The organism is Desulfonatronospira thiodismutans ASO3-1 (genome assembly GCF_000174435.1).
Taxonomy (GTDB): domain Bacteria; phylum Desulfobacterota; class Desulfovibrionia; order Desulfovibrionales; family Desulfonatronovibrionaceae; genus Desulfonatronospira; species Desulfonatronospira thiodismutans.
Genome location: NZ_ACJN02000002.1, coordinates 132,415 through 155,632 on the forward strand (window position 1 = coordinate 132,415; position 23,218 = coordinate 155,632).

General features: G+C 54.4%; 20 protein-coding genes and 1 tRNA gene. 19 read left to right on the plus strand and 2 right to left on the minus strand.

All coding sequences use genetic code 11. The features are described from left to right. Window positions 1–27 precede the first annotated feature (27 nt). Window positions 28–1,122 carry a sulfite exporter TauE/SafE family protein gene (locus DTHIO_RS06800; RefSeq protein ID WP_008869587.1) on the minus strand — a complete coding sequence of 365 codons (1,095 nt, stop codon included), beginning with the start codon at window positions 1,120–1,122 and terminating at the stop codon, window positions 28–30. A gap of 393 nt (window positions 1,123–1,515) precedes the next feature. On the opposite strand from DTHIO_RS06800, the gene DTHIO_RS06810 reads away from it, so the two are divergent. The 19 genes from DTHIO_RS06810 (at window position 1,516) to DTHIO_RS06895 (ending at window position 21,266) form a co-directional block, all read left to right on the plus strand. Beyond that, window positions 1,516–2,610, plus strand: coding sequence for a CgeB family protein (locus tag DTHIO_RS06810; protein WP_008869588.1), 1,095 nt, complete (start codon window positions 1,516–1,518; stop codon window positions 2,608–2,610). 127 nt (window positions 2,611–2,737) lie between these two features. Next, window positions 2,738–4,090: a sigma-54 interaction domain-containing protein gene (locus tag DTHIO_RS06815; RefSeq protein WP_008869589.1), complete on the plus strand. Its 1,353-nt coding sequence runs from the start codon at window positions 2,738–2,740 to the stop codon at window positions 4,088–4,090. A gap of 348 nt (window positions 4,091–4,438) precedes the next feature. After that, window positions 4,439–4,855, plus strand: a complete 417-nt coding sequence (locus tag DTHIO_RS06820) for a NifB/NifX family molybdenum-iron cluster-binding protein (protein WP_008869590.1) — start codon at window positions 4,439–4,441, stop codon at window positions 4,853–4,855. A 256-nt stretch (window positions 4,856–5,111) separates the two neighbouring features. Then, entirely contained in the window at window positions 5,112–6,206 is a 1,095-nt protein-coding gene (locus tag DTHIO_RS06825) for a sulfite exporter TauE/SafE family protein (protein WP_008869591.1), read from the plus strand. 32 nt (window positions 6,207–6,238) lie between these two features. Continuing rightward, window positions 6,239–6,667 carry a hypothetical protein gene (locus DTHIO_RS06830; protein ID WP_008869592.1) on the plus strand — a complete coding sequence of 143 codons (429 nt, stop codon included), beginning with the start codon at window positions 6,239–6,241 and terminating at the stop codon, window positions 6,665–6,667. A 161-nt stretch (window positions 6,668–6,828) separates the two neighbouring features. Beyond that, complete coding sequence (locus DTHIO_RS19635) at window positions 6,829–7,278, plus strand: universal stress protein (RefSeq protein WP_008869593.1); 450 nt, start codon at window positions 6,829–6,831, stop codon at window positions 7,276–7,278. Window positions 7,279–7,410: 132 nt separating this feature from the next. Next, on the plus strand, window positions 7,411–7,551 hold the full coding sequence (locus DTHIO_RS21385; RefSeq protein ID WP_153305063.1) for a hypothetical protein: 141 nt from the start codon (window positions 7,411–7,413) through the stop codon (window positions 7,549–7,551). 257 nt (window positions 7,552–7,808) lie between these two features. Continuing rightward, the gene (sat, locus tag DTHIO_RS06840; protein WP_008869594.1) at window positions 7,809–9,173 is read left to right on the plus strand and encodes a sulfate adenylyltransferase; all 1,365 of its coding nucleotides are present in this window, start codon (window positions 7,809–7,811) and stop codon (window positions 9,171–9,173) included. Between the two features lie 37 nt (window positions 9,174–9,210). Next, on the plus strand, window positions 9,211–9,561 hold the full coding sequence (locus tag DTHIO_RS06845; protein ID WP_008869595.1) for a DUF6955 family protein: 351 nt from the start codon (window positions 9,211–9,213) through the stop codon (window positions 9,559–9,561). Between the two features lie 278 nt (window positions 9,562–9,839). Then, complete coding sequence (gene aprB, locus DTHIO_RS06850) at window positions 9,840–10,334, plus strand: adenylyl-sulfate reductase subunit beta (protein WP_008869596.1); 495 nt, start codon at window positions 9,840–9,842, stop codon at window positions 10,332–10,334. Window positions 10,335–10,384: 50 nt separating this feature from the next. Beyond that, window positions 10,385–12,388, plus strand: a complete 2,004-nt coding sequence (gene aprA / locus DTHIO_RS06855; RefSeq protein WP_008869597.1) for an adenylyl-sulfate reductase subunit alpha — start codon at window positions 10,385–10,387, stop codon at window positions 12,386–12,388. A 131-nt stretch (window positions 12,389–12,519) separates the two neighbouring features. Then, window positions 12,520–13,767 carry a CoB--CoM heterodisulfide reductase iron-sulfur subunit A family protein gene (locus DTHIO_RS06860; protein WP_008869598.1) on the plus strand — a complete coding sequence of 416 codons (1,248 nt, stop codon included), beginning with the start codon at window positions 12,520–12,522 and terminating at the stop codon, window positions 13,765–13,767. 6 nt (window positions 13,768–13,773) lie between these two features. Continuing rightward, window positions 13,774–15,957 carry a hydrogenase iron-sulfur subunit gene (locus DTHIO_RS06865; protein WP_008869599.1) on the plus strand — a complete coding sequence of 728 codons (2,184 nt, stop codon included), beginning with the start codon at window positions 13,774–13,776 and terminating at the stop codon, window positions 15,955–15,957. 10 nt (window positions 15,958–15,967) lie between these two features. Then, window positions 15,968–17,110, plus strand: coding sequence for a quinone-interacting membrane-bound oxidoreductase complex subunit QmoC (gene qmoC, locus DTHIO_RS06870; protein ID WP_008869600.1), 1,143 nt, complete (start codon window positions 15,968–15,970; stop codon window positions 17,108–17,110). A gap of 382 nt (window positions 17,111–17,492) precedes the next feature. Continuing rightward, window positions 17,493–18,590, plus strand: a complete 1,098-nt coding sequence (locus DTHIO_RS06875) for an FAD-dependent oxidoreductase (RefSeq protein WP_008869601.1) — start codon at window positions 17,493–17,495, stop codon at window positions 18,588–18,590. 2 nt (window positions 18,591–18,592) lie between these two features. Further along, window positions 18,593–19,090, plus strand: a complete 498-nt coding sequence (locus DTHIO_RS06880) for a 4Fe-4S dicluster domain-containing protein (protein WP_008869602.1) — start codon at window positions 18,593–18,595, stop codon at window positions 19,088–19,090. A 451-nt stretch (window positions 19,091–19,541) separates the two neighbouring features. Further along, window positions 19,542–20,213, plus strand: a complete 672-nt coding sequence (locus DTHIO_RS06885; RefSeq protein WP_008869603.1) for an OmpA/MotB family protein — start codon at window positions 19,542–19,544, stop codon at window positions 20,211–20,213. A 78-nt stretch (window positions 20,214–20,291) separates the two neighbouring features. After that, window positions 20,292–21,116, plus strand: coding sequence for a motility protein A (locus DTHIO_RS06890; protein ID WP_008869604.1), 825 nt, complete (start codon window positions 20,292–20,294; stop codon window positions 21,114–21,116). A 73-nt stretch (window positions 21,117–21,189) separates the two neighbouring features. Next, a tRNA-Arg gene (locus tag DTHIO_RS06895) sits at window positions 21,190–21,266 on the plus strand. A 29-nt stretch (window positions 21,267–21,295) separates the two neighbouring features. On the opposite strand, the gene DTHIO_RS19640 is transcribed toward DTHIO_RS06895, so the two are convergent. Further along, a complete protein-coding gene (locus DTHIO_RS19640) occupies window positions 21,296–23,218 on the minus strand; it encodes a sensor histidine kinase (protein WP_008869605.1) in 1,923 nt (640 codons plus the stop codon).

Consider the following 23,218-nt stretch of genomic DNA (forward strand, 5'->3'; position numbering starts at 1 on the left):
AGATGCCTCCTGATTAATTGGGTTGAACTAATCCTTACGCTTCAGTTCCCTGGCTACGTTTACGATCACAAAGAGCATGAGGACTCCCAGGACGGTAAAGTTCAGCCAGTGCGGCGGGGGCTGGATGACCTCCCACATGGACAGGGCCCTGGTAATAAGACCCCAGCAGGAAAAGCCCATGAGCCCGATGAGCAGCCAGCGGACAAAGCCGGCCTTGATCTGGACCAGGACCAGGGCGCCGAAGAGACCGCCCACAACCTGCCCGGCCAGCCAGGGAGCGGCAAACATGGGAATGAGCGCACCCATTATGAAATAGGGCCAGACCGCAACACAGTCTCCCATGCCCAGCAGGACCACGCTGTTGGCCGCAGCCACCTTCATGGGTGTGCCGGCAACGACGTTCTGGAAGGGAACCATGGCCCAGCCTGCGCCCATGCCGAAAAACCCGGAGACAAGACCGACAATCAAAATGGCTGCGAAGAGCCAGCCCATATTGGTCAGGCCGTAGTCCACCACCTTTTTCAGGGAGGGCTCATAAAAAGGCTGGCGCAGATTCAGGGCCTCGGTGATCTTGTCCGATTTCTTCACGTCCGGCCATTCAACCTTTTTTCCGCCCATAATAAAATAAACCACCAGGCCGCCTATGAGCAGGCCCAGCATCATGCGTACCAGGCCCTCACCGAAATCCCCCAGGTGGGCGGCCACGATCACTGCTCCCTGGGCCCCGGAGAAAGCGGCGACGGCAAAAGCCACGCAGAGAAAGATGCACATCTTGAGGTTGGCCAGGCCGCTGCGCATTACAGGTCCTGTGGCCATTAGACCGCTGAACATGGCCACTATGAGCCCAGTCCCCCTGGCAATGACGCTGTCAACCGGGGTGAAGGCCATGACCAGAGGAGTAAAGAGCACTCCTCCGCCGATTCCTCCGATGGTGGCCAGAATGGCGATAATGGTACTGGCGATGAAGAATCCCACCAGCCAGCCTACCAGAACTCCACCGGGCATGCCCCCTTCGGGGACGGGCACGAAAGGGGCCGCCACTGCCAGCACACCGTAAGAAAGCACCGCCAGCGCTATCATGATGTTCAGCTCAAGCCAGGGCGACTTCAACCACTTGGACATAATCTCCCCTCCTCAGTGTGAAATTTTTCTCAATTTTGGACTAAGCCTTAACAACCCGTGCCTGCTTGTCTGGGGCAGGCAAGAGACCCTGAACCTGATCCAGGACGGCATCATCCAGAAACCTCAACCAGTTGGCCGGACATGCAAGGACAAACCTGTCCGGCAAAAAATACACCCGGATTGGTGTTAATAAAGTCTTATTCCACATAACTTGTTTCCAGCTTCCTTGCAACATAAAAAACATGCCTGTAGCAATTTGCAACCCTGGCCCCAGGATACGCAGGCTGAATCTCTTATTCGCTCGCGGTTGACACCCGTGAAAAAAAGAGCAAAAATATTGAATGTTTTTTTAAATAAAATCCCATAAAACAGCCGACTTCGGAGAAGAACTTCATGAAACGGGTATTTGAAGGCCCTGCCAAAACCTCGGGCAAGAAACAGGTCACCATAGAAGGCCCCATCGCCGGAAACAGATGGACATGGGTTGTGGAATCAGGGTTTTACTCCATGGGACTGGAGTCGGCCATCCATTTTCATGACTGCCCCGAGCCCATGTCCAGGATCTCCAATCGAATGCACCACCTCATGAGAAAGTTCGGACTGCCCGGCACATTCGTGGAATGGGAAACCATGTCCAACCATCGCCTGCGGGATATGGTCAAGAAAAACAAGACCCCCCTTGTTGTCAGCCTGCAGGGTCTAATTGACCGTCAGACCGTGGAGAATATCCGTGAACTAAACCCCATTATCCGCATCATTTACTGGTGGGGTCCGCCTGTTCGCCGGGAAGACCAGATAGACAGGATCATGGAAGTTGACGAGCTGGTGGATGTCGTGGCCCTGTCATTTAATAAAGACCTGGAAAATCTGCGCTCAATGGGAGCCCGGAATGTCGTGCACCTTCCCTTTGCAGCCTGTCCCTACCATCACAGGCTCAAGGTAAAAGTTACCTCGGGCTCCAGACGCAAGTACGGCCGGGATGTGATGCTCATTTCGCCTTATGGCGAGTACGAAGAAGAGCTGGTGAGACGGGTCAGCGAAACCCTGGGACAGAAAGTGGACGTCTGGGGACCCGGATGGAGCGACAATGAATGGGTACGGGCCAATGGTCTGATATTTCCGCCGCGGAACCTGGAGGCCTACGCCTCGTCCACCATTGTAATAAATACCCACGGAGAGGACTTTGCCCGGCATGACGGACTGAACCCGGCCTTTTTCGAGATACCCGCCGCCGGGGGATTTCAGATAACAGAAAAACAGGCCGTGGTGGACCGCCAGGATTTCGGCAGGCACGTGGCCACCTTCCAGGATTCCAGGGAGCTTGCTGAGAAGGTCCGCTACTACCTGCACGACCAGGGAGCCCGCGAATCCATGCGCAGCGCATTGCAGGCCCATATACTGGAACACGAAACCTATGGCCGGCGGCTTTACAATCTGCTGGAATACATGGACAGTGTTCAGGCACAAAGCCAGGCCGCTAAGGCTTAGCCAGAGCCAGCCAGACCGGAATGTTTTTCTGCCCTGAGGCCTGCTTTGCTTATGTCCGGCCCTTTGTCTCACAGAAAAAACATGGCAAAAGAGCTTAAATTTAACTTCTCATCATAGATAAAAATTTATGCAGAGCCTGAAGCCACCTGAAAAGCCGTGCAACGGATTCAACTGCGACATCCTGGAGAGCATCTCTGATGGTGTATTCACCGTGGACGACAAGTGGCTGATCACCTCCTTCAACCGGGCGGCGGAACAGATCACCGGGATCTCCAGGAACCAGGCCATGGGCCGGCCCTGCTGGGAAGTGTTTCATTCCAGCCTGTGCGAATCAGAGTGCGCCCTGCGCTATACCATGGAGTCAGGCAAGCCCGTTGTGGGCAAGACCTGCTATTTCGTAGATTCCAGGGGCAGGCGCATCACTGTCAGCGTATCCACATCCGTGCTGAGCAACGATCAGGGAGAAATTACCGGAGGCGTGGAGACCTTCAGGGATTTAAGCGCCCTGGAAAGTCTGCGCCTGCAGCTCAAGGGCGGCTTCGATATGGGGGAACTCATAAGCCACAGCCCGGCCATGCAGAAAGTGCTGGAGCTTACTCCGGCAGTAGCCGAGACCTCCAGTACAGTGCTCATTCAGGGAGAAACCGGCACGGGCAAGGAACTTGTGGCCCGGGCCATCCATTCCCTGCACCGGGGCCGCGAAGCTCCGTTTGTGGCGGTCAACTGCGCCGCCCTGCCGGACACCCTGCTGGAATCGGAGCTGTTCGGATACAAGGCAGGGGCTTTCACCGGGGCTGAGAAGAGCAAGCCGGGCAGATTCGCCCAGGCCAGGGGGGGGACCCTGTTTCTGGACGAAATCGGGGATATGAGCCTGAACATGCAGACCAAGCTCCTGCGGGTGCTGCAGGATAGAAGCTTTGAGCCCCTGGGTGCTGTTCAGCCGGAAAAAACTGATGCCCGGATTATCGCCGCGTCCAACAAGGACCTGGAACAGCTTGTCGAAATGAAGGCCTTCCGCCAGGACCTTTTCTACCGCATCAATGTTGTCCGCATTGATCTGCCGCCCCTGAGAGAACGCAAAGAGGACATACCTTTCCTGGTGGATCAGTTCATAGAACGATTCAACCGCCTGTACAACCGGGAGATCACCGGCGTGGACCCACAGGTTCTGTCCCTGTTTATGGCCCATGACTGGCCGGGAAATATCCGGGAACTGGAAAACGTAATCGAAAGAGCCTTTGTCCTTTGCCGCAGCGGCGAAATCCAGCGCAGCCATCTTCCCCGGGAACTGATAATCAGGGAACGTAGAGAAAACGCTCCCACAGACCTGCATACCACTAAACAGGCCCTGGAAGCAGCCAATATATCCCGGGCCCTGAAACAGACACAGAACAGCATGACCCGGGCGGCCAGGCTCCTGGGAATGCACAGAAGCACCCTGTACCGCAAGATGAAACAACTGGGGCTGATAAAGATGTGAATGCCAATAGTTGTAACAAATCAACCCTTCAATCGATCTTTGTAACCCCCTGATTTTTCAGCCTGCACGGCACACAGGAATACTGAGTGCCGGTACATCTGTAATCTCACTTCTTTCCTCAGCCACGCGTCCTGCCACGCGCTTCGCGTGGTTCGCGTGACAAGAGCACCACTCCCCCCGCGCATTGATGCATAATTGCTACACACACACGCTCAATTGATGCGCATACGCAACACTAATTTTGCCTTTCACCCACAATAAAAGAAAATCATCACGCCATCCCTATTAATTTTGCTGTACATCTTTCTGGTACATTGGATGCATAGCTTTCGGCCATCGAGGTTAAAGATGAAGCTGGCCGTAAGCATATGGAACGATCTTGTGGCTCCGGTATTTGATGTTTCAGGCAGAATCATGGTTGTCCAGGCAGCCTCAGGCAGAATCGAAACCCGGGAGCATCACGACCTGTCCGGCCTGGACGGCCTGGCCAGGATACGAAGGATTGCCGCCCTGGACATAGAAGTTCTGGTTTGCGGGGCCGTTTCCAGACTATGCCATGACCTTCTTCTTGCCTGGGGCATCAGGGTCATTGCCTGTGTGTCCGGCAGAGTGGACAGTATATTATCAGCCCTGCTCTCGGGCCAAAGCGATATCCAGGATTTCTTCATGCCTGGCTGCCCTCAGAGCTATCAGACTCACAACACCAAGTTCCTGGCCTATCTGGCAAATGCCTTGATGCGGATAAATCCCCCGCGGCACGCTTGAATCTGCCCTGGCTTGTGAAATATTGCACCAGTCCGGACCTGCCTCTGTCTCACGCCGGGCTTAGGTGCTTCATCCTCAGGTCCAGCTGCAAAAGGCTTTACCTTGGAGTGCTTCTTCCTGCTTTCAGATGACTCAAGATCAACCCGTAACCCCAGGGAGGTTCAAAGCAAAACCAGTAAATCAAAAAAATATACCCAAAGATGTTTTCCAGAGCATAATTGCCATCAAACATGAACAATTCACAAAGGAGACAACCATGTCCAAGATGTGGAAGCCGCCCTGGCTGGAACTGAACATAATGCTTGCCTTTGCTGTACTCACCTATATCGCCATTCTGGTCAGCGTCACCATTGTACCCACCCCGGAAGGGGGAATGGGCGGAGGAGTCATATGGGGCTGGCTGGTAGGGTTCTTCATTGTCAGCTCCATAATAGCTCTCGTGGCCACAGTTGGAGGGATAGGCGGGGGAGTACTTTTTACTCCTTTCATTATGGCCTTTACTCCCGTGGACAGCCTGATTGCCAGGGGCACGGGACTCGTGGTGGCCATGTTCAGCGGACTAATGGCCACTGGGCCGGTAGCCAAAAGCGGCCTGGCCAACGTCAAGATGTGCATATTTTTGTGCGTGGCCTTCGGCATCGCCTGCTTTTCGGGAGCAGTCGGGGCAGTGCTGGTGGCCGAACACCTGGGAGAATGGGGCGAGGCTTTTATACGCCTTTTGCTGGGTCTGCTTATCGGTGGTCTGATCATTTATTTCATTTTCGGCGGGAAAAAAATCGAATGGCCGGATGTCAAGAAATCAGACAGAATCACACAGGCTCTTGGTCTGCGTCAGCCTTTCTATGAGCCTTCCCTGAAAAAGGTCGTGGATTACGGACTGACCAACATGGGCTGGCTTTTTGCCGGGATCCTGCTTGTGGGTGCCGGATCAGGCTTTTTCGGCATGGGCGCAGGCTGGGCCATTGTGCCCTTCCAGAACGTCATCGCCGGCACCCCGGTCAAGGTTGCCGCTGCCAACAGCGTGGTCCTGTTAGGCATGGGCGACTGCATAGCTGTATGGCCTTACTTTATGATGGGGGCGCTGATCCCCATGTTCGCCGCTCCATGGCTGGCAGGACAGGTAGTGGGAGGACTGCTTGGGGCGCTGGTCCTGGTTCAGATCAAGGCCGGTTTCGTGCGCTGGCTGCTCATAGGGCTCATGGGCTTTTCCTGCTGGGGACTCATTACCAGGGCCCTGTCCATGTGGGATATAATCCAGCGTCCGCCGCACTGGCTGAACGGACTTGTCCTGCTGCTCCTTCTGAGCTTTGTAATGGTCAACATCATCAAGGAATCCAGGCTCAAGGATTAGCCGGCCAAACTTAAATCACGGAGGAATACAAAATGACCGAAGATAGACCCCTTGCTCCCCTGCACAACAGGGTTTACGGCAGTATAGTGTACTGGATCACTTTCACCAGTTGCCTCATCTGTTTTATCGGCCCCATGTTCGCCATGTTCATGCCCGACAATACAGCCATGAACCCCTATTTCACCTATGCTCTTATCTTTGAAGGCTTGTCCGGAGAGGAGATCTGGGTAGCCCTGTACGGGGAATGGCCCTGGTTTCACAGTGTATGGTGGAAAAACTTCTTTACCGGAGACGGCTTCACCATGTTCGGAGTCGCCCTGGGAACCACAGTTGCTCTCTGGGCGCTGATCCCTACGATGGTGGTATTCACCAGGGAAAAGCAGTTTCAGTACGTGATTTTAAGCGCTATTGTCTGCTTTATGGTCATACTGGCTGCTTCCGGGATTGTGAGAATTGGTTAGTCTTCACCCGGAAACGGTTCTTTCCACGTTTCCGGAAAGAAAACAAACAGGTTCCACCAACCCGGCCTGCCGGCACCTGGAACCTGGTTGACGCAGATCATGTCCGCAAAAAAACAGTTTACCAGTATGCAGTTTGCGTGCTGGATGAAAGGAGATTTCTCATGCCGGAAATAAAAAGAATACTCTTGCCGGTTGTTTTTTCAGACAACGACAACCTGGCCGCTGGCTATGCCCGCCAGATCGCCATGTGCGCCGGGTCCGAGGTGGACCTGGTCCACGTTACCCCGCACATAGATTTTATCAGCGAAGACATTCTCCAGTCTGTGTACACAAGTCATGTGGGCTATGAAAAAGAAGTGGCGGAAAAACTCATGGACACCTTTATTGAAAAGGCCCTTCCCGGGGTGAAGGTCCGCAAAAAGACTGTTCTCAAGGGGCAGCCCGCTGATGAGATCCTGAACTACGCCCGGGAGAACTCAGTCAACATGATTGTTCTGCCCACCCATACCCGTAAAGGACCTGAAGCATGGTTTGTGGGCTCCGTGGCCGAGCGGGTGACCAAAAAGGCACACTGCCCGGTTCTGCTGGTACATCCGGACCGGCCTGCTTGATATATAGTTGAACATGATAATTGAGCCGGCTGTTGCTTGCCAGGCGTAGCCGGCTCGAAATAACTCCAAAAATTCGAAACTGCCGCAGCACCCCGGCAAGGGCAGAGCTTTGCCTCTGCGGAACCACTCGTCATGGCTGCTCCAGTACCAGGCGGTGCCGAGGGGTTGAGTGGCCAAGGCCAAAATGATTTAAAAAAAATCATCAGATTTTTAAAAAAACTGGTTGCCTTTGAACATAAAATTTTGTATAGGCAGGGATATTTTAAAGCATGATGTCGGTGCGTCCTTGCTTATGATTTTTCGCACAATCATTTCAAAGGGATAAGCCGAGCCTGTGAAATAACGCGCTCTGGAGCGTCCAAACAAAAAAAATTGGACCCAAAAGGGTTGCATCCTGTAGAAAATGAAATTATTATGTTCATAAATTCACAAAGACGGTTTCGCCATCTATACAACCGTTTCTGTGTATATGCTATTTTTGTTCTTTGAGGCCTGTTTAGGATGTTGAACTTAAAACCAAGGAGTTTGCAATGTCATTGAGAATGACTACGCCTCCCCCGCACGGAGGAAGACTTGAAGAGAGGGTCGTGAGGGATCCCCAGCTGGCCAAGAAGCTGGCCAAGGGCTGCCCGGTTTACGACATCAAGCCCACCCTGAGCGACAAAGGCGTTCCCGTCCGCAACGTATACCGGGAAATCATGTCCACCTGCTACGGCTTCTTCAGCCCGGTTGAAGGCTCCATGAAGGAAGCCGAAGTGGAAAAGGTCCTCAACGAAAGAAGACTTCTGAACAACTGGATCTTCCCCTACCCCTTAGTATTCGACATCAGCGAGGAAGACTACAAGCAGCTGGGCGTAACCGCCGGTGACCGTGTCCTGCTGCGGCTCAAGGGCAAGCCCTTTGCCATCCTGGACGTTGAGGAAGTCTGGCGTATCAAGGACACCACCGAGCTGGCCAACAGGGTTTTCGGCTCACCGGAGAAAAATCCCGAAGTGGTCCAGGAAGCCTTCAACGAAAAACACCCCGGCTGGGTCATTTACAAGAGCCTCAATCCCGTGGTTCTGGCCGGTAAGTACACCATCATCAACGAGCCCAAATTCAGGGCTCCCTTCGACCGCTTCTGGTGCCCGCCGGTAAAGTCACGCGAAGAGTTCCAAAAGCGCGGCTGGCGCACGGTCATCAACCACCAGACCAGAAACGTCCCCCACGTGGGCCATGAGCACCTCATGAAAAACGCCGCCTACACCGGCGACATCGAGCCCTGCCACGGCATCCTGGTCAACGCCATCATCGGCGTAAAGCGCAAGGGCGACTACCCCGACGAGTCCATTCTGGAAGGCCACGAAGCCGTAAACCAGGGCGGATACATCAAGCCGGAAAGGCACATGGTTACCTACTGCCTGTGGGACATGCGCTACGGCAACCCCCTGGAATCCATGCTGCACGGCATCATCCGCCAGAACATGGGCTGCACCCATCACATGTTCGGCCGGGACCACGCCGCAGTGGGCGACTACTACGACCAGTTCGCCACCCAGACCCTGTGGGACAAGGGCATTCCCAGCTACGGCTTTGACAAGTCCATCTGCGAGGTGGAGTACGGCCTGCATATCAAGCCCCAGAACATGAGAGAGTTCTGGTACTGCCCCGTGTGCCAGGAAATCGCCTACAGCGAGTCCTGCGGCCATACCAAGCAGAAGGAAAAATTCAGCGGCAGCTTTATCCGCGGCATGGTGGGCGAAGGCATCTTTCCGCCCCGGGTCATTTTCCGGCCCGAAGTGTACAAGGCAGTGGTCAAGTGGTGGAAGGAATTCAACTTCCCCTTCTGCAACCAGAACTACGTGGTTGCCCAGGAACAGAAACTGGAAGTTGATCTGCCGGATCTGGATGTCTAAGGTCCTGACCGCAAAATCTTTAAGGAGGAATTGATCTATGTCCAAGCTATTCGTGGTTCTCCTGGACGACAAACGCATGGAAGCCCTCAAGGGCAGCGGCCTGGAGGACAAAGTCGAGTATATGTTCGGCGGCAACCTCAGGGCTTTTACCATGGAAATGCCCGATGAGAAGGCCAATGCCATAATGAAGGAGTTTGATACGGCCCGCACCGATTCCAGGGGCTGCATCACTGACACCCCCCTGGCCTTCAACCGTACCCTGTTTGAAGAAATCGCCAAGGCCAAATCTCTTGGTCCCGAAGTGGTGGACAACACCCTGGCCCGGGCCGGAGAAATCAAGGAGCTGGCAGCCAAAGAGTCCGACTATCTGCCCGCACCGGAAATATAACTCCGGAGATCGTTACAAAATCTCATGCCGCAATGCAGCATCATTGCGGCATGAGATGATAACCAAATAAAATTACGTTATTTTTATTACAAACATCTTTTTCTTGACAAATATCAAAGTTCAATATTAGACAAATTGAATTTACAATATTGATGCAATGCAGTATTTGTCATGAAATATATGTAAAACGAGGACCTGGTGTTCTTGTTTGTTATGGCTTCCCCACCCGGGGAATTTGGTAGTGGAAGTTTAAAACCTTATAGTTAAGGAGGACCGTTATGCCAACCTTTGTAAATCCGGAGAAATGTGACGGCTGCAAGGGCGGAGAAAAGACCGCGTGCATGTACATCTGCCCCAACGACCTCATGATCCTGGACCCCGAGGCAATGCTTGCCTACAACCAGGAGCCGGACGCCTGCTGGGAGTGCTATTCCTGTGTCAAGATCTGCCCCCAGGGCGCCATTGAGGCCCGTCCCTATGCCGACTTCGCCCCCATGGGCGGTACCAGCATTCCCATGCGCAGCGGTACCGACATCATGTGGACCATCCAGTTCCGCAACGGCAACATCAAACGCTTCAAGTTCCCCATCAGGACCACTGAAGAAGGCTCCATCAAGCCTTACGAAGGCAAGCCCGAAGCAGGCGACCTGGAAAACGAGCTCCTGTTCAACGAGACAGAGCTCAAGAAGCCCACAAACGTCATCAACCAGAAGGTTGAAATCAAGAACGCCGACTACACAGAGACATGGAAGAACCCTGCCGTTATGAAGTAGTCTGATCACGGCTGATTTTAATTCGTCACAAGCATTTTAAGGAGGTATTTATGCCTGTTATTCCATCTAAGAGCCAGAATCTTGGTGTTCCCATCGGTGAGCCGGAAATCAAGGAAATTGATGTTGATTGCTTGCTGGTGGGCGGCGGCATGGGTTGCTGCGGCGCTGCTGTAGAGATCAAAAAGTGGGCCGACAAGCACGATGTCAGTTATCTCATGGTTGACAAGGCCTCCCTGGAGCGCTCCGGCGCAGTGGCCCAGGGCCTGTCCGCCATCAACACCTATCTGGGCGACAATACTCCTGAGGACTACGCCCGTATGGTCCAGAACGACCTCATGAAGGCCGTGCGCGAAGATCTGGTCTTCGACCTGGGCCGTCACGTGGATGATTCCGTACATCTGTTTGAGGAATGGGGACTGCCCATCTGGGTGACCACTGACGACGGCAAGCGCCTCGACGGTGCAGCCGCCAAGAAGAAGGGCCTGCAGGTACGCGAAGGTGCCAAGCCTGTTCGTTCCGGTCGCTGGCAGATCATGATCAATGGTGAGTCCTACAAGGTCATCGTGGCCGAGGCAGCCAAAAACGCCATCGGCGAAGACAAGTACATGGAGCGCATCTTTGTGGTCAAGCTGCTCCTAGACGCCAATGAACCCAACCGCATAGCCGGGGCAGTGGGCTTTTCCACCCGTGAAAACAAGGTGTTCGTATTCAAGGCCAACGCCATCCTGGTGGCCTGCGGCGGCGCAGTAAACGTATACCGCCCCCGCTCCACCGGTGAAGGTATGGGACGTGCCTGGTATCCCGTATGGAACGCCGGATCCACCTACACCATGTGCTCCGAGGTGGGCGCGGAAATGACCATGATGGAAAACAGGTTCACACCCGCCCGTTTCAAAGACGGTTACGGACCTGTGGGCGCATGGTTCCTGCTGTTTAAGGCCAAGGCCACCAACGCCCAGGGCGAAGACTACATGGTCAAGAACGACCATCTGATTCAGCCCTACCGGGATAAAGGCTACGCCACAGGCAAGGTCATGCCTGCCTGTCTGCGCAACCACTGCACTCTGGAGGAAATGAGGCAGGGACGCGGTCCCATCTTCATGGATACAGCCACTGCTCTGCAGGACACCTTCAAGGAACTGTCCAAGAAGGAGCAGAAGCACCTGGAATCCGAAGCCTGGGAAGACTTCCTGGATATGTGTGTCGGCCAGGCCAACCTGTGGGCCTGCATGAACATCGAGCCTGAAAACAAGGGCTCCGAAATGATGCCCACAGAACCCTACCTGCTGGGCTCCCACTCCGGCTGCTGCGGCATCTGGGTATCCGGTCCCGACGAAGACTGGGTTCCGGAAGAGTACAAGGTACGCGCTGCCAACGGCAAGGCCTACAACCGCATGACCACGGTCATGGGCCTGTGGACCTGCGCTGACGGTGTCGGCGCTTCCGGGCACAAGTTCTCCTCCGGTGCTCACGCCGAGGGCCGCATCGCTGCCAAGCAGATGGTGCGCTGGTGCGTGGATCATAAGGACTTCAAGCCGACCCTGCAGGAATCCCCGCAGGATCTGGCCAAAATGGTCTATCTGCCCTGGTACAACTACGAAGAGCACAAGAACGTATCCACTGCTCCGGACATCAACCCCAAGTACATCACACCGCGCAACTTCATGATGCGCCTGATCAAGTACTCTGACGAGTACGGCGGTGGTGTTGCAACCTACTACACCACTTCCGAGGCTCTGCTCGAGGTACTCAGTCAGCACCTGGATATGCTCCAGGAAGACTCCCTGAAGCTGTGCGCCAGGGATCTGCATGAACTCCTGCGCGCCTGGGAAAACTACCATCGCCTGTGGACCGTGCGCCTGCATACCATGCACATCCGGTTCCGCAAGGAGACCAGGTACCCCGGCTTCTACTATCGCTCCGACTTCATGGGTCTGAACGAGGAAGAGTGGCTGTGCTTCACCAACTCCAAGTACGATCCTCAGAAGGGCGAAATGACCTTCTTCAAGAGGCCTTACATCCAGATCTTCGATCCCAAGTGGGACAAGGACTAAATGAATCAGGCTGCGGGCCGCATGGCCCGCAGCCTTTTTAATGGTCTAAGTCCGAGCTGAACTAAACCCGGGTTTAGTTCGGCCTTAGGCCATTTTCGTAAGATAAGGCATTAAATCAGGGAGGATTGAGAATGTCCAATAACAGTATTCTGGTAATCGGCGGCGGTTTCAGCGGCTTGACAGCCGCGCTGGAGGCCGCTGAAGTCGGACACGAGGTGTACATCGTAGAGCAGGAGCCCTATCTTGGAGGACGAGTGGCCCAGCTTAAGCACTATTTCCCCAAACTATGTCCTCCGACATGCGGCCTGGAGATAAACTTTCAGCGCATCCGAAAAAACCCCAGGGTGAAGCAGTTCACCATGGCCCAGGTAACTCAGGTAACCGGAGGCCCGGGCAACTACGAGGCCAAGATCAAGGTCAAGCCCAGATTCGTCAACAGCAACTGCACAGCATGCGACAAATGCGTGGAAGTCTGTCCTGTGGAAAGAGACAGTGACTATGATTTTGGCATGGGCAAAACCAAGGCCATCTACCGCCCGCATCTTATGTCCTTTCCCATGCGCTACGTCATCGACGATCAGGTGTGCGAGGGGTCATCCTGTGCCAAGTGCGTTGATGCCTGTGAGTATCAGGCCATAGACCTGGATGAAAAAGAGCGCGAGTTCACCCTGAACGTAGGCTCCATTATAGTTGCTACCGGCTGGAAGCCCTACGACGTGAGCAAGCTTACCAACCTGGGCGGGGGACAAATACCCAACGTCATCAGCAACATGCAGCTGGAAAGGCTGGCCGCTCCGGCAGGACCGACAGACGGACAGGTTCTGCGGCCTTCCGACGGCAAGGAGCCCAAACGCATCGCCTTTGTGCAGTGCGCCGGATCCAGGGATCAGAATCACCTGGATTACTGCTCATACATCTGCTGCATGGCATCCCTAAAGCACTGTACATACATCCGGGAGCAGTATCCGGACGCTGAGGTGGTCATCTACTACATAGATCTGCGCGCTCCGGGCAGGTACGAGAATTTCCTGAGCAAGATCCAGCAGGACGAAAAAGTGCAGATGGTCAAGGGCAAGGTTGCAAAAATCACCGAGGACACCGCAACCGGAGATCTGGTGGTTACCGCCGAAGATATCATGGGCGGAGTCAAGAAAGAGGAAAAATTCGATCTCGTGGTCCTGGCCACGGGCATGCAGCCTTCCATTTCCATAGACGGCCTGGCGGTGGAAGTTCCCAGGGATGAGTCGGGTTTTATCACCGGCGGCGAGGAAAAGGGAATCTTCCCTGTTGGCTGCGCCAAAATGCCGCTGGATGTTATGACCTCGGCCGAAACAGCCACAGGCGGGGCACTGAATGCTATTCAAACGGTGAGGAGGTAAGTCACAATGGCTGACAACAAGACAGGAGTATATATCTGTACCGGTTGCGAAATCGGGGACAACCTGAACAAGGAAGCGGTTCGGGAGTATATTGACGAAGAGTGCTCTCCAGCGGTGCTCAAGGAGCATGGATTTCTTTGCAGCAAGGAAGGAGTTGCGGAAATCCAGAATGATATCGACAATGAAGGGGTGAACAAGGTCTGCATAGGTGCCTGTTCTCCCAGGGTCATGTGGGACGTGTTTGATTTCGGACCAAGTGTCTTGGTGGAAAGGGCCAATATCCGCGAACTGGCTGTCTGGTCTTTCCGTGATCCGGAGCTTCCGGAGCCTGAAGATGACGAGATGTCCGATCCTTTGACCATGATGGTCCGGGATTATATCCGCATGGGCGTTGTCCGTCTGGAAAAGACCGATTACCCCGAGCGCGAACCCCTGGAGCCAAGCAACACCATCATGGTCCTGGGCGGCGGAGTGACCGGTCTCAACGCCGCCCTGGGCGCTGCCAATACCGGCTACGACGTGGTCCTGGTGGAAAAGGAAGACAAGCTGGGTGGTTTCGCCGCCAAAATGTACAAGCAGACCCCCACCAAACACCCGTATACCGAGGCTGAACAACCCTCAGTGGACGAACTGATCCGCAAAGTGGAAGGAAACGACAAGATCAAGGTCCTGACCAAGGCTGAACTGCAGCTCATCAAGGGAGCCCCGGGCAAATACACCGTTACGGTAAAGTCCGGAGGCGAAGAACACGAGCTCTTTATAGGCTCCGTTGTTCTGGCCACTGGCTGGAAGCCCTACGATGCCTCCAAGCTGGGACACCTGGGTTACGGCAAGATCAAGAACGTGGTTACCAATGTGGAGCTGGAGACCATGGCCAAGGAAGGCAAACTGCAAAGGCCCTCCGACGGTCAGCCGGTTAAAAGTGCTGCATTTATCCAGTGCGCCGGACAAAGAGATCCCGAGCATCTTCCTTACTGCTCTTCGGTATGCTGCATGGGCTCTTTAAAGCAGGCCGGGTATATCCGGGAAAAGGACGATGATGCCAAGGCCTTTATTTTCTACAAGGATATGCGCACACCTGGAGTATTTGAAAACTACTACCGGGCGGCCCAGGATGATCCAGGGATATTTTTGACCAAGTCCGAGATTCAGGAAGTAAGCGAAGACGGCGATGGCAAGGTCGTGGTCAAGGTAACCGACACCCTGCTGGGTGAAGATGTGGAAGTTGCGGTGGACCTTCTGGTCCTGGCCACAGGCATGTTACCCACCATCGCAGAAGATGCCGTACTCAAACTTGGTTACCGCCAGGGCGAACAGATCCCGGATCTGGAGCTTTTCAACGGCTTTGCCGATTCCAACTACATCTGCTTCCCCTATGAAACCAGACGTACAGGGATTTATGCAGCCGGATGCGTGCGCCAGCCCATGAGCATGGGTACTGCCAAGGACGACGCCGCCGGTGCAGCCCTCAAGTCCATCCAGTGTTTGGAGTCAGTCAATCACGGCGTGGCTGTGCATCCCCGTTCCGGGGACCCCACCTACCCCAAGTTCAACATGGTCCGCTGCACCCAGTGTAAGCGCTGCACCGAGGAATGCCCATTTGGAGCCCTGGACGACGACGAGAAGGGAACTCCGGAGCCCAACACCACCAGGTGCCGCCGCTGCGGAACCTGCATGGGAGCATGCCCGGAGCGCGTCATCTCCTTTGACAACTACAGCGTTTCCATGCTCAATGAGGCCATCGGTGCAATTCAGGTCCCGGAGGACGAAGAGGAAGGCGGCTACCGCATCCTTTGCCTGGTCTGCGAAAACGACGCTTACCCGGCCCTGGATATGGCGGCCATGCGCAAAAACAAGTGGTCGGCATCCATTCGCTTCATAGGCATCCGCTGCCTGGGCTCGGTGAACACCCAGTGGATCGCTGAATCCATGAGTAAGGGCATTGACGGGGTACTGCTGCTTGGCTGCAAGTACGGCGACGACTACCAGTGCCACTTCATCAAGGGAAGCGAACTCTGCAATATGCGCATGGACAACATAGGTGAAACCCTGGAAAGACTGCAGGTTGAATCCGAAAGGGTTCAGCAGAAGCAGATATCCATAGATGAATATGACAAGATCCCCAAGATAATCGATGATTTCATCGAAGAGATCGAGGGATACGGACCAAATCCATACAAGGGTTTCTAGGAGGTTATAGATGTCTACAAGAATCGACCCTGATGTACAGTTTATCCGGGAAATGCAGGCTGCCGGAGGCGAATCCCTGAAGAAATGCTATCAGTGCGCCACCTGCAGCGTGATATGCCCCCTGTCGCCGGAAGAAACCCCGTTTCCCCGCAAGGAAATGGTCTGGGCCCAGTGGGGCATGAAAGACAAGCTGGTCAATGATATCGACATCTGGCTGTGCCACAACTGCGGCGAGTGTTCCGACTACTGCCCCCGCGGGGCAAAGCCGGGTGACCTGCTGGCGGCTCTGCGCAATACAGCCTACAAATCCCTGGCCAGGCCGGCCATCCTGGGCGAGTGGATGAGTTCAGCCAAGTATCTGCCGGTACTCTTTGCCATTCCGGCTATACTTTTTCTCATTGTCTGGGCCATTACCACCGGACTGACCATCCCGGACGGAGAAATCGTATTCAGCAAGGTGTTCCCCACACTTCAGGCCATTGACCCCATTTTCATCCTGACGGTCATTTTCGTGGTCTTCACCTTTATCTATTCGGTGGGGAGGATGCTGTCGTCGTTCAAGGAAGCGGGGTACGTGCCCCAGGAAGGCTCGCCCTCGCTGTTAAGGTCCCTTTATGACGTAATCAAGGAACAGATCCTGACCCACGTCAAGTTCAAGGACTGCGAAACCAACCAGGAGCGCTACACCGGCCACCTGCTGGTATTCTACGGATTTGTAGGGCTTTTCCTGGTAACCGCGTTTGTAGCCACAGCTTACTGGATGAACATATTCGGCATTGTCGATTTCGCCACACCCATGGCCATGTGGAACCCGGTGAAGATTTTCGCCAATATTGCCGGAATTGCGCTCATTGTGGGGCTTGTTTACATGACCCGCATGCGCCTGAACATTGACCCCAAAAAGACCGTCAATTCCTTTTATGACTGGTACCTTCTGGGGGTAATCTGGGCAGTGGTCATCACCGGCTTCCTGGCCCAGATCTTCAGACTGGCTGATGCAGCTGCTCTGGCCTACATAGTCTATTATCTGCACCTGGTAACTGTCTTCATGCTCTTTGCATACCTGCCCTGGTCCAAGCTGGCCCACCTGGTATACAGGACAGTGGCCCTGGCCTATGCCAGACAGATAGGACGCAAGGGGCTTTCTGAATAGTCAGAATAACAAACAGAACTTATAAAAGCTCCTTCCCGCGGGAAGGAGCTTTTTTTTTAAAAAAAATCCTCCCATAATTTATTTGCCGCGAGATCAAATCCGCGTTATAGGTGTTTTAAATTGAAAGGAAGGAGCTAAGCTTTTCCCGCGGCTCTGCGTTGAAAAAGAAGGCCCCTTGCGGGGCAAAAGAGACTGCCCACGGAACACCCGGAAAAGCACGGAATAAATTCTCATTTCTTCTTTCCGTGTCCTTCCGTGTGTTCCGTGGGCAAAACCTCTTGGCTTCCTTTGAAGCTGAACAGCTACATGCGGACAAACTTAATCTTTCGCAGTACTGCTGATCCATAATCCTCAATCCAAAACCCAAAACGGAAACAGTGCCATGGATTTTACATTTCTTTGTTCAGGAAAGCCTGAGCCTAACGGCCGCAAGGTGGCTATAATCGGATCCGGGCCTTCGGGATTGTCCGCAACCGGCTACCTGGCCTGTGCCGGGTATAAAGTGGAAGTGTACGACAAGCTGCCCAAACCCGGAGGGCTTATGGTCTTCGGCATACCCGGACACCGGATTCAGCCGGAAAATATAGCCCGCGGCGCAGAGAAGCTGGAAAAGGAGTTTGGAGTCGAGTTCAAGCTGCGCACCAAGATCTGCGGATCAGAACCTATGCACGAAGAAACCGGGGATGATATGGCCTACACCTACAAGAGCCTGGGAGGCCGGGTGGAGGACAATGACGCTGTTCTTATCTGCACCGGCACATGGAAGTCCAGGCGTATGGAAATTCCTGGTCACGAGCTGCCTGGAGTCTACTCCGGGCTGGAGTTTCTGTTTCCGGTACGGGCCGCCAGCTACGAGATCACCAACATGGATGTGCCCGAAATAAAAGGCAAAAAAGTCGTGGTCATTGGAGCAGGATTTACTGCCGTGGATGTCGTCCATGCCGCTCTTACCGAGGGAGCTTCCCAGGTAAACCTGGTTTACCGCAGAAGCCGGGAGGAGGCCCCCTGCGGCAGCATGGAATTCAACATGCTGGAGAAACAGGGCGCTGCGTGCATGGAACATGCAGCTCCCCTGGAAATTGTGGGCACCGACAGGGTCGAGGGGGTCAGGTTTGCGCCCTGCGTCATGTCTGAACCAGACGAAGCAGGAAAGTGCCGCCTGACGGTCCAGAAGGAAGACAGCTTTATCATGGATGCGGACATAGTGGTTACGGCAGTTGGTGAAATGGGAACCCCTCCCTTTGCTCACGACCTGGGCCTGGACAACGTACGCAAGGGCGAGGTCAAATGGCTGCAGATGACCAGCCTGGATTCGGTTTTTGTAGCCGGAGATGTGCTTATGGGTCCCAGCAAGATCGGCAAGGCGGTATACAGCGGGCTCAAGGCAGCCAAGTCTCTTGATGAATGGATCACCCTCAAGGACCAGGGACGCCTTGATGAATTTCAGGATGAAGTCATACGCAGGGAGGATTTGCGCTAACCATGCAGACACTATATCTGGACTACAGCAAGTGCATTGGATGCGGGACATGCGAGTCGGTATGCAAGTTCGTACACACCTATCCCAGGATAATCATGACCAGGACAACCGACGGCTGGTGGGTACCCCTTTACTGCCAGCACTGTGAAAATCCTAAATGTATGAAGGCCTGTACCAAAAAAGCCATTTACCGTGATCCCGACACCGGGGCCATCCTTTTAAACCAGGAACTCTGCGCCGAGTGCCCGACGAAAAACTGCCTCATGGCCTGCCCCTACGTGGCCATGGTCTGCACCGGTGCTCAGAAGACCCCTATAACCAAGTGCAATCTCTGCCTGGACCGCGGAGGTCTGGGACCGGCCTGCGCTCCCATGTGCCCCTGTGATGCTTTGATGCTGGTTGATCATAAGGACCTGGACAAGGTTAAGACCCCGGAAGCGCAGAAAGCCTACGAACTTGTGCGCCAGCATATAATATGCCCGGAATGCCCCACCACTTGATTAAGATGCCGGCATATCGTTGCATCATCCAGCCATAGGCCAGGGGACTCTCCCCCTGGCCGGTACTTGACCTCGCCTTTGATTTCGCTTCCGATCCCGATACCTATTCCGACCTCGATTAAAAAAGACAATGCCCCCGTACAACCATCCCTGGGTAACCATTCAGGGGCATCAACGGTGGTAGCTACTGGCACCAGGCCTTGGGGACTGTCCACGCTAAGTAATATATGTGCAGGTTCACAAAAATTAGCGTTTGTAATTTTTTAATTTTGTAGGAAAAGGTGTCGCGGGGACTGTCCCCAGGACGATTGCGGCATCCCCTGAATGGTTACATCCCTGGTCCGCATTTTGCTTGTTAATGACTGCCCGGCAAAAATTTGCCGCCCGGATCCGGCACGGCCAGGATATATCATACAGATACAGGTAGTTATGCAAAATACGGGGAAAATTCATGCATCAAAATAATGACGCCCATATCTCTCTTTTCAGCCTGCCCGGTGCAGAGGAAAACCAGGCCGGCAAAAGTTCCTGGGCTGTGCCCTGGTCGGATCTTATGCTGGTCATGTTCATACTCTTCCTGGTTCTTTTTGTCTTTCATACCCGGGAGACACTGGTCCGGGTGCCGGTAAACCAGGACGGTCACTGGAACCAGGCAGTGCAGAATCAAAGCAGCAGCCTGCAGCTGCAGGGCCTTTACACCCAGGCCAGGGAAAAGCTGAGTACGCCCGGAGCTCCGGTAAGCGTCAAAATGACCGAGCAGGGCAGCGTACTCATTTCCCTGTTCGGGGAGGTTTTTTTCAGCCCCGGCAGTGCAGACCTGAACCCTGAGTCTAATAAATATCTGCAGCAGATCGCCGAGATTGTTTCCCTGGCCCAGGGACAGGTCAAGGTGGCGGGTTTTACCGACAGCAGGGAAAACAGTGTACAGGGGGACCGCAGTATCTTTGAAATCTCGGCCATGCGCGCTGCTCGTATCGGGGAAGAACTTACCCGGTCCAGGGGACTCAGGCAGGAAAACCTGGTCATCCAGGGACACGGCACTCCGCGTCCCCAGGTACCTGAAAACTCACCCGTGGGCAGCGAAATGAACCGGCGGGTGGAAATAAGAATCGTGGACTCGTAAGAAGTCAGAGGTCAGAAGTCAGATGCCACAGAGGCATCTCGTAAACAAGCATATATTTTTTCGACCCGGGAGTATGTCATGATAAACAAAACCATAACCGCAGGCCTGATTTGCTTTACGCTCTTTGTGTCAGCCTTTTTCCTGGCCGGAGAGGCCTCAATATATTTCAACGCCACTGCCTTTCTGGTGGTCACTTCCGGCACCCTGGGCGCTGGACTTTTAAGCTCCGGACCAGGAAGGGTGAAAAAGGCCCTGGGATTCGCATCCAGGGCTTACACCGAAGAACAGGGGCGGGAAAAAAGACTCCTGGACGCCCTTATGAGCCTGGGGCATCTGCACCGCAGGCACGGTATCATCAGCCCGGAAAGCATCAGGGAGATAAACCCTGTAGCTGCCCACGGGCTGGAGCTTATAAAGGACGGCTACAGCGAGACCGAGATCCGGGAGATCATGGGATCTGATGCCCAGGCCCACTGCCGTTTCCGGCAGGAACTGGAAAAGGTATTTCGCAACATGGCGGCCTACGCCCCCTCATTCGGGGTGGCCGGCAGTGTAATCGGGCTGGTGGGACTGCTCATGGGTATAGAGGAAACAAGCCTTATCCTGAAAAATGTGCCGGTCACCCTGGTCTCCACCCTTTATGGCATAGTTCTGGCCAATTTTCTGCTGCTGCCCGTAGCTGAAAAAATGCGCCAGGAAAAGGAAAAGGAAATCAGGGAACGGGAAATGGTTTTATGCGCTATGATCAACATGAGCAGGGGCGCTGACTTTTTGAAGATGCAGCGCATGCTCAACGCCATGGCCTCGGAACCGGAACTGCGGGTGGAGGACAGCGGTGCCTTCAGGCGCATCAATGCCGCCATAAAAAATCAGGGCGTCAAGGCCCGGGCGGAGGGTCAGTAACCCGGCTGTGAAGTAAAGACCCTGAAATTCATCTCTTTACTTTTGGCGTCCTGCTGATTAATATGCACTTTGTGCGCCTGTAGCTCAGTAGGATAGAGCAGGAGCCTTCTAAGCTCTTGGCCGGGGGTTCGAATCCTCCCAGGCGCGCCACTTACCCCTTCCCCCCTTCTTCAGGTCTATCAATACGGTATCGGCAGAGTCACAAAGAGGTGGGTGCCTTCTTCTTCCGAGGTGGTGAAGGTAATATCTCCGCCGTGCGCCCTGGCGATGAGCAGGGCACTGTAGGTGCCAAGGCCCGTGCCGTACTGCTTGCCATGGGTGACGTAGCGGTCAAAGAACCTGTCCCTGATGTTTGCGGGAACAGCCCCCTGGTTGTGGATATCCACCAGGCATGAATCCTTGCTGCGTTTAATGACAACCTGCACGCTTTCTCCAGTGGGAGAGGCCTCCAGGGCATTGTGCAGGAGATTGGCGAACAGGGATTCCAGAAGAATCCTCTCCCCTTTTGTCTCCACGCTGTCACTTCTGGTCATGGCCGCTCCGTTGAGATAGTATTCCAGCTTTACGCCCTTGTTTTCCGCCGAGGGCAAGAGCTCTTCATGCAGTGAACAGAAAACTTCAGCCAGGTTGACCCGTTCCTCCTTGAGGGTATAAGTGCCCTGTTCTATCCTGAGCAGGGACATGGTGTTGTTGAGCATGCGCAGGAGTTTTATCCCGCTCTGGTAGATGGTGACCACGAAATTGCGCTGCTTTTCGCTCAGGTCCTCTTTGAGCAGGTGCCGGCCCAGGCCGGCGATGCCAATGAGGGGAGACTTCATATCATGGCGCACTATGCGCTCCACTTCACTGCGCATTATTTCCAGCCTCTTTTCCTGGGTGATGTCTGTCAACACCCCGTTCCAGACAACGGCTCCGTCTTCCTCCCGCACCCTGCACAGGGCCCTGTTCTTGATCCAGACCTTTTCCCCGTCAGGTCCTCCGGGCATGGAAAATATGAATTCCTGGAGTTCATCCGATTCTCCCCCCGACTCCAGGGCCTGCAGAAAAGTGGCCCGGATGTCCTCGTCCATACTCTGGAAAAAAAGCTCCTGATCCTCCAGCACCTTGTATGGGTCCAGGCCGAACATCCAGCGCACACCGTCGCTGATAAAGGTAAACATCTTCGTGTCCCGGTCCTGGACATAATACTGATATACAACACCCGGTATGTTGGAGGTTATTTCCCGCAGGCGTCTTTCGCTGGATTTCAGGGCCCGCTCCACCCTGGTCCGGTCGCTTACGTCCTGAATGGTCTCAATGGCTCCAAGCACCCTGCCCTGCACGTCCTGGTAAGGAGCAGCCAGAAAATATATATCCCTGGCCTCGCCCTGAATGTTCAAGGTATCCCTGGCCTCGTAGGCATCAGGGATATAAAGGCAGGAGGCAAGGTTTTTATCTCCGTAAAGGGTGCACATCTTTTCCACGTTGCCTTCCAGTACCAGGTCAGCCAGTACCTGCCTGCCCGGACCGGGGTAGAAGATCCTGGAGTCCACGGCCCGGCCCAGGGTCTTATCCCTTAAGACCCCGGTAAAAGCTTCACAGGCCTTGTTCCAGATAACCACCTTGTGCTCATGGTCGATTACAAAGGTGGCGATGGGCACAGCGTCCAGGATGGCCTCAAGCTGCTTTCTCCTGATCCTGAGCCTGGATTCGTACTCCTTGTGTCTGGTGATGTCCCTGAGGGTGGTCAGGACGGCTTCCCTGCCCCTCCAGGCGATCTTCTTCATGTACACTTCCACGGAAAACTGCCTGCCCTCGCCTGGAATCCTGGCAGTAGAGGAAAAAAGAAGATTCCCTCCGGCATCTATCCTGGAGCAGAGCCTTGAGAGCTTGCGCATGGGGGCATGCGGCGCAAAAAAATCCCTGCCGAAATCAAGGTCAAGAGCCCTGTTTCTATCCACGCCGAACATCCGCATGGCTCTTTCATTAAGCTCCAGGATACCGCCTTTCGAGTCATGCACAAACAGGGCCTCGTTTACTCCGTGAAATACCTGGAGCAGGTCCTGTAGGCCGGCCCGGCCTGCATCATGGCCTGAAGGATTATTATCGTCCTTTGTTGTCAT

Bases quoted from the DNA above. Each gene is read 5' to 3' on its own strand.
- DTHIO_RS06800 (WP_008869587.1), bottom strand. From the start codon at position 1,122: ATGTCCAAGTGGTTGAAGTCGCCCTGGCTTGAGCTGAACATCATGATA.
- DTHIO_RS06810 (WP_008869588.1), top strand. From the start codon at position 1,516: ATGAAACGGGTATTTGAAGGCCCTGCCAAAACCTCGGGCAAGAAACAG.
- DTHIO_RS06815 (WP_008869589.1), top strand. From the start codon at position 2,738: ATGCAGAGCCTGAAGCCACCTGAAAAGCCGTGCAACGGATTCAACTGC.
- DTHIO_RS06820 (WP_008869590.1), top strand. From the start codon at position 4,439: ATGAAGCTGGCCGTAAGCATATGGAACGATCTTGTGGCTCCGGTATTT.
- DTHIO_RS06825 (WP_008869591.1), top strand. From the start codon at position 5,112: ATGTCCAAGATGTGGAAGCCGCCCTGGCTGGAACTGAACATAATGCTT.
- DTHIO_RS06830 (WP_008869592.1), top strand. From the start codon at position 6,239: ATGACCGAAGATAGACCCCTTGCTCCCCTGCACAACAGGGTTTACGGC.
- DTHIO_RS19635 (WP_008869593.1), top strand. From the start codon at position 6,829: ATGCCGGAAATAAAAAGAATACTCTTGCCGGTTGTTTTTTCAGACAAC.
- DTHIO_RS21385 (WP_153305063.1), top strand. From the start codon at position 7,411: ATGGCTGCTCCAGTACCAGGCGGTGCCGAGGGGTTGAGTGGCCAAGGC.
- sat (WP_008869594.1), top strand. From the start codon at position 7,809: ATGTCATTGAGAATGACTACGCCTCCCCCGCACGGAGGAAGACTTGAA.
- DTHIO_RS06845 (WP_008869595.1), top strand. From the start codon at position 9,211: ATGTCCAAGCTATTCGTGGTTCTCCTGGACGACAAACGCATGGAAGCC.
- aprB (WP_008869596.1), top strand. From the start codon at position 9,840: ATGCCAACCTTTGTAAATCCGGAGAAATGTGACGGCTGCAAGGGCGGA.
- aprA (WP_008869597.1), top strand. From the start codon at position 10,385: ATGCCTGTTATTCCATCTAAGAGCCAGAATCTTGGTGTTCCCATCGGT.
- DTHIO_RS06860 (WP_008869598.1), top strand. From the start codon at position 12,520: ATGTCCAATAACAGTATTCTGGTAATCGGCGGCGGTTTCAGCGGCTTG.
- DTHIO_RS06865 (WP_008869599.1), top strand. From the start codon at position 13,774: ATGGCTGACAACAAGACAGGAGTATATATCTGTACCGGTTGCGAAATC.
- qmoC (WP_008869600.1), top strand. From the start codon at position 15,968: ATGTCTACAAGAATCGACCCTGATGTACAGTTTATCCGGGAAATGCAG.
- DTHIO_RS06875 (WP_008869601.1), top strand. From the start codon at position 17,493: ATGGATTTTACATTTCTTTGTTCAGGAAAGCCTGAGCCTAACGGCCGC.
- DTHIO_RS06880 (WP_008869602.1), top strand. From the start codon at position 18,593: ATGCAGACACTATATCTGGACTACAGCAAGTGCATTGGATGCGGGACA.
- DTHIO_RS06885 (WP_008869603.1), top strand. From the start codon at position 19,542: ATGCATCAAAATAATGACGCCCATATCTCTCTTTTCAGCCTGCCCGGT.
- DTHIO_RS06890 (WP_008869604.1), top strand. From the start codon at position 20,292: ATGATAAACAAAACCATAACCGCAGGCCTGATTTGCTTTACGCTCTTT.
- DTHIO_RS19640 (WP_008869605.1), bottom strand. From the start codon at position 23,218: ATGACAACAAAGGACGATAATAATCCTTCAGGCCATGATGCAGGCCGG.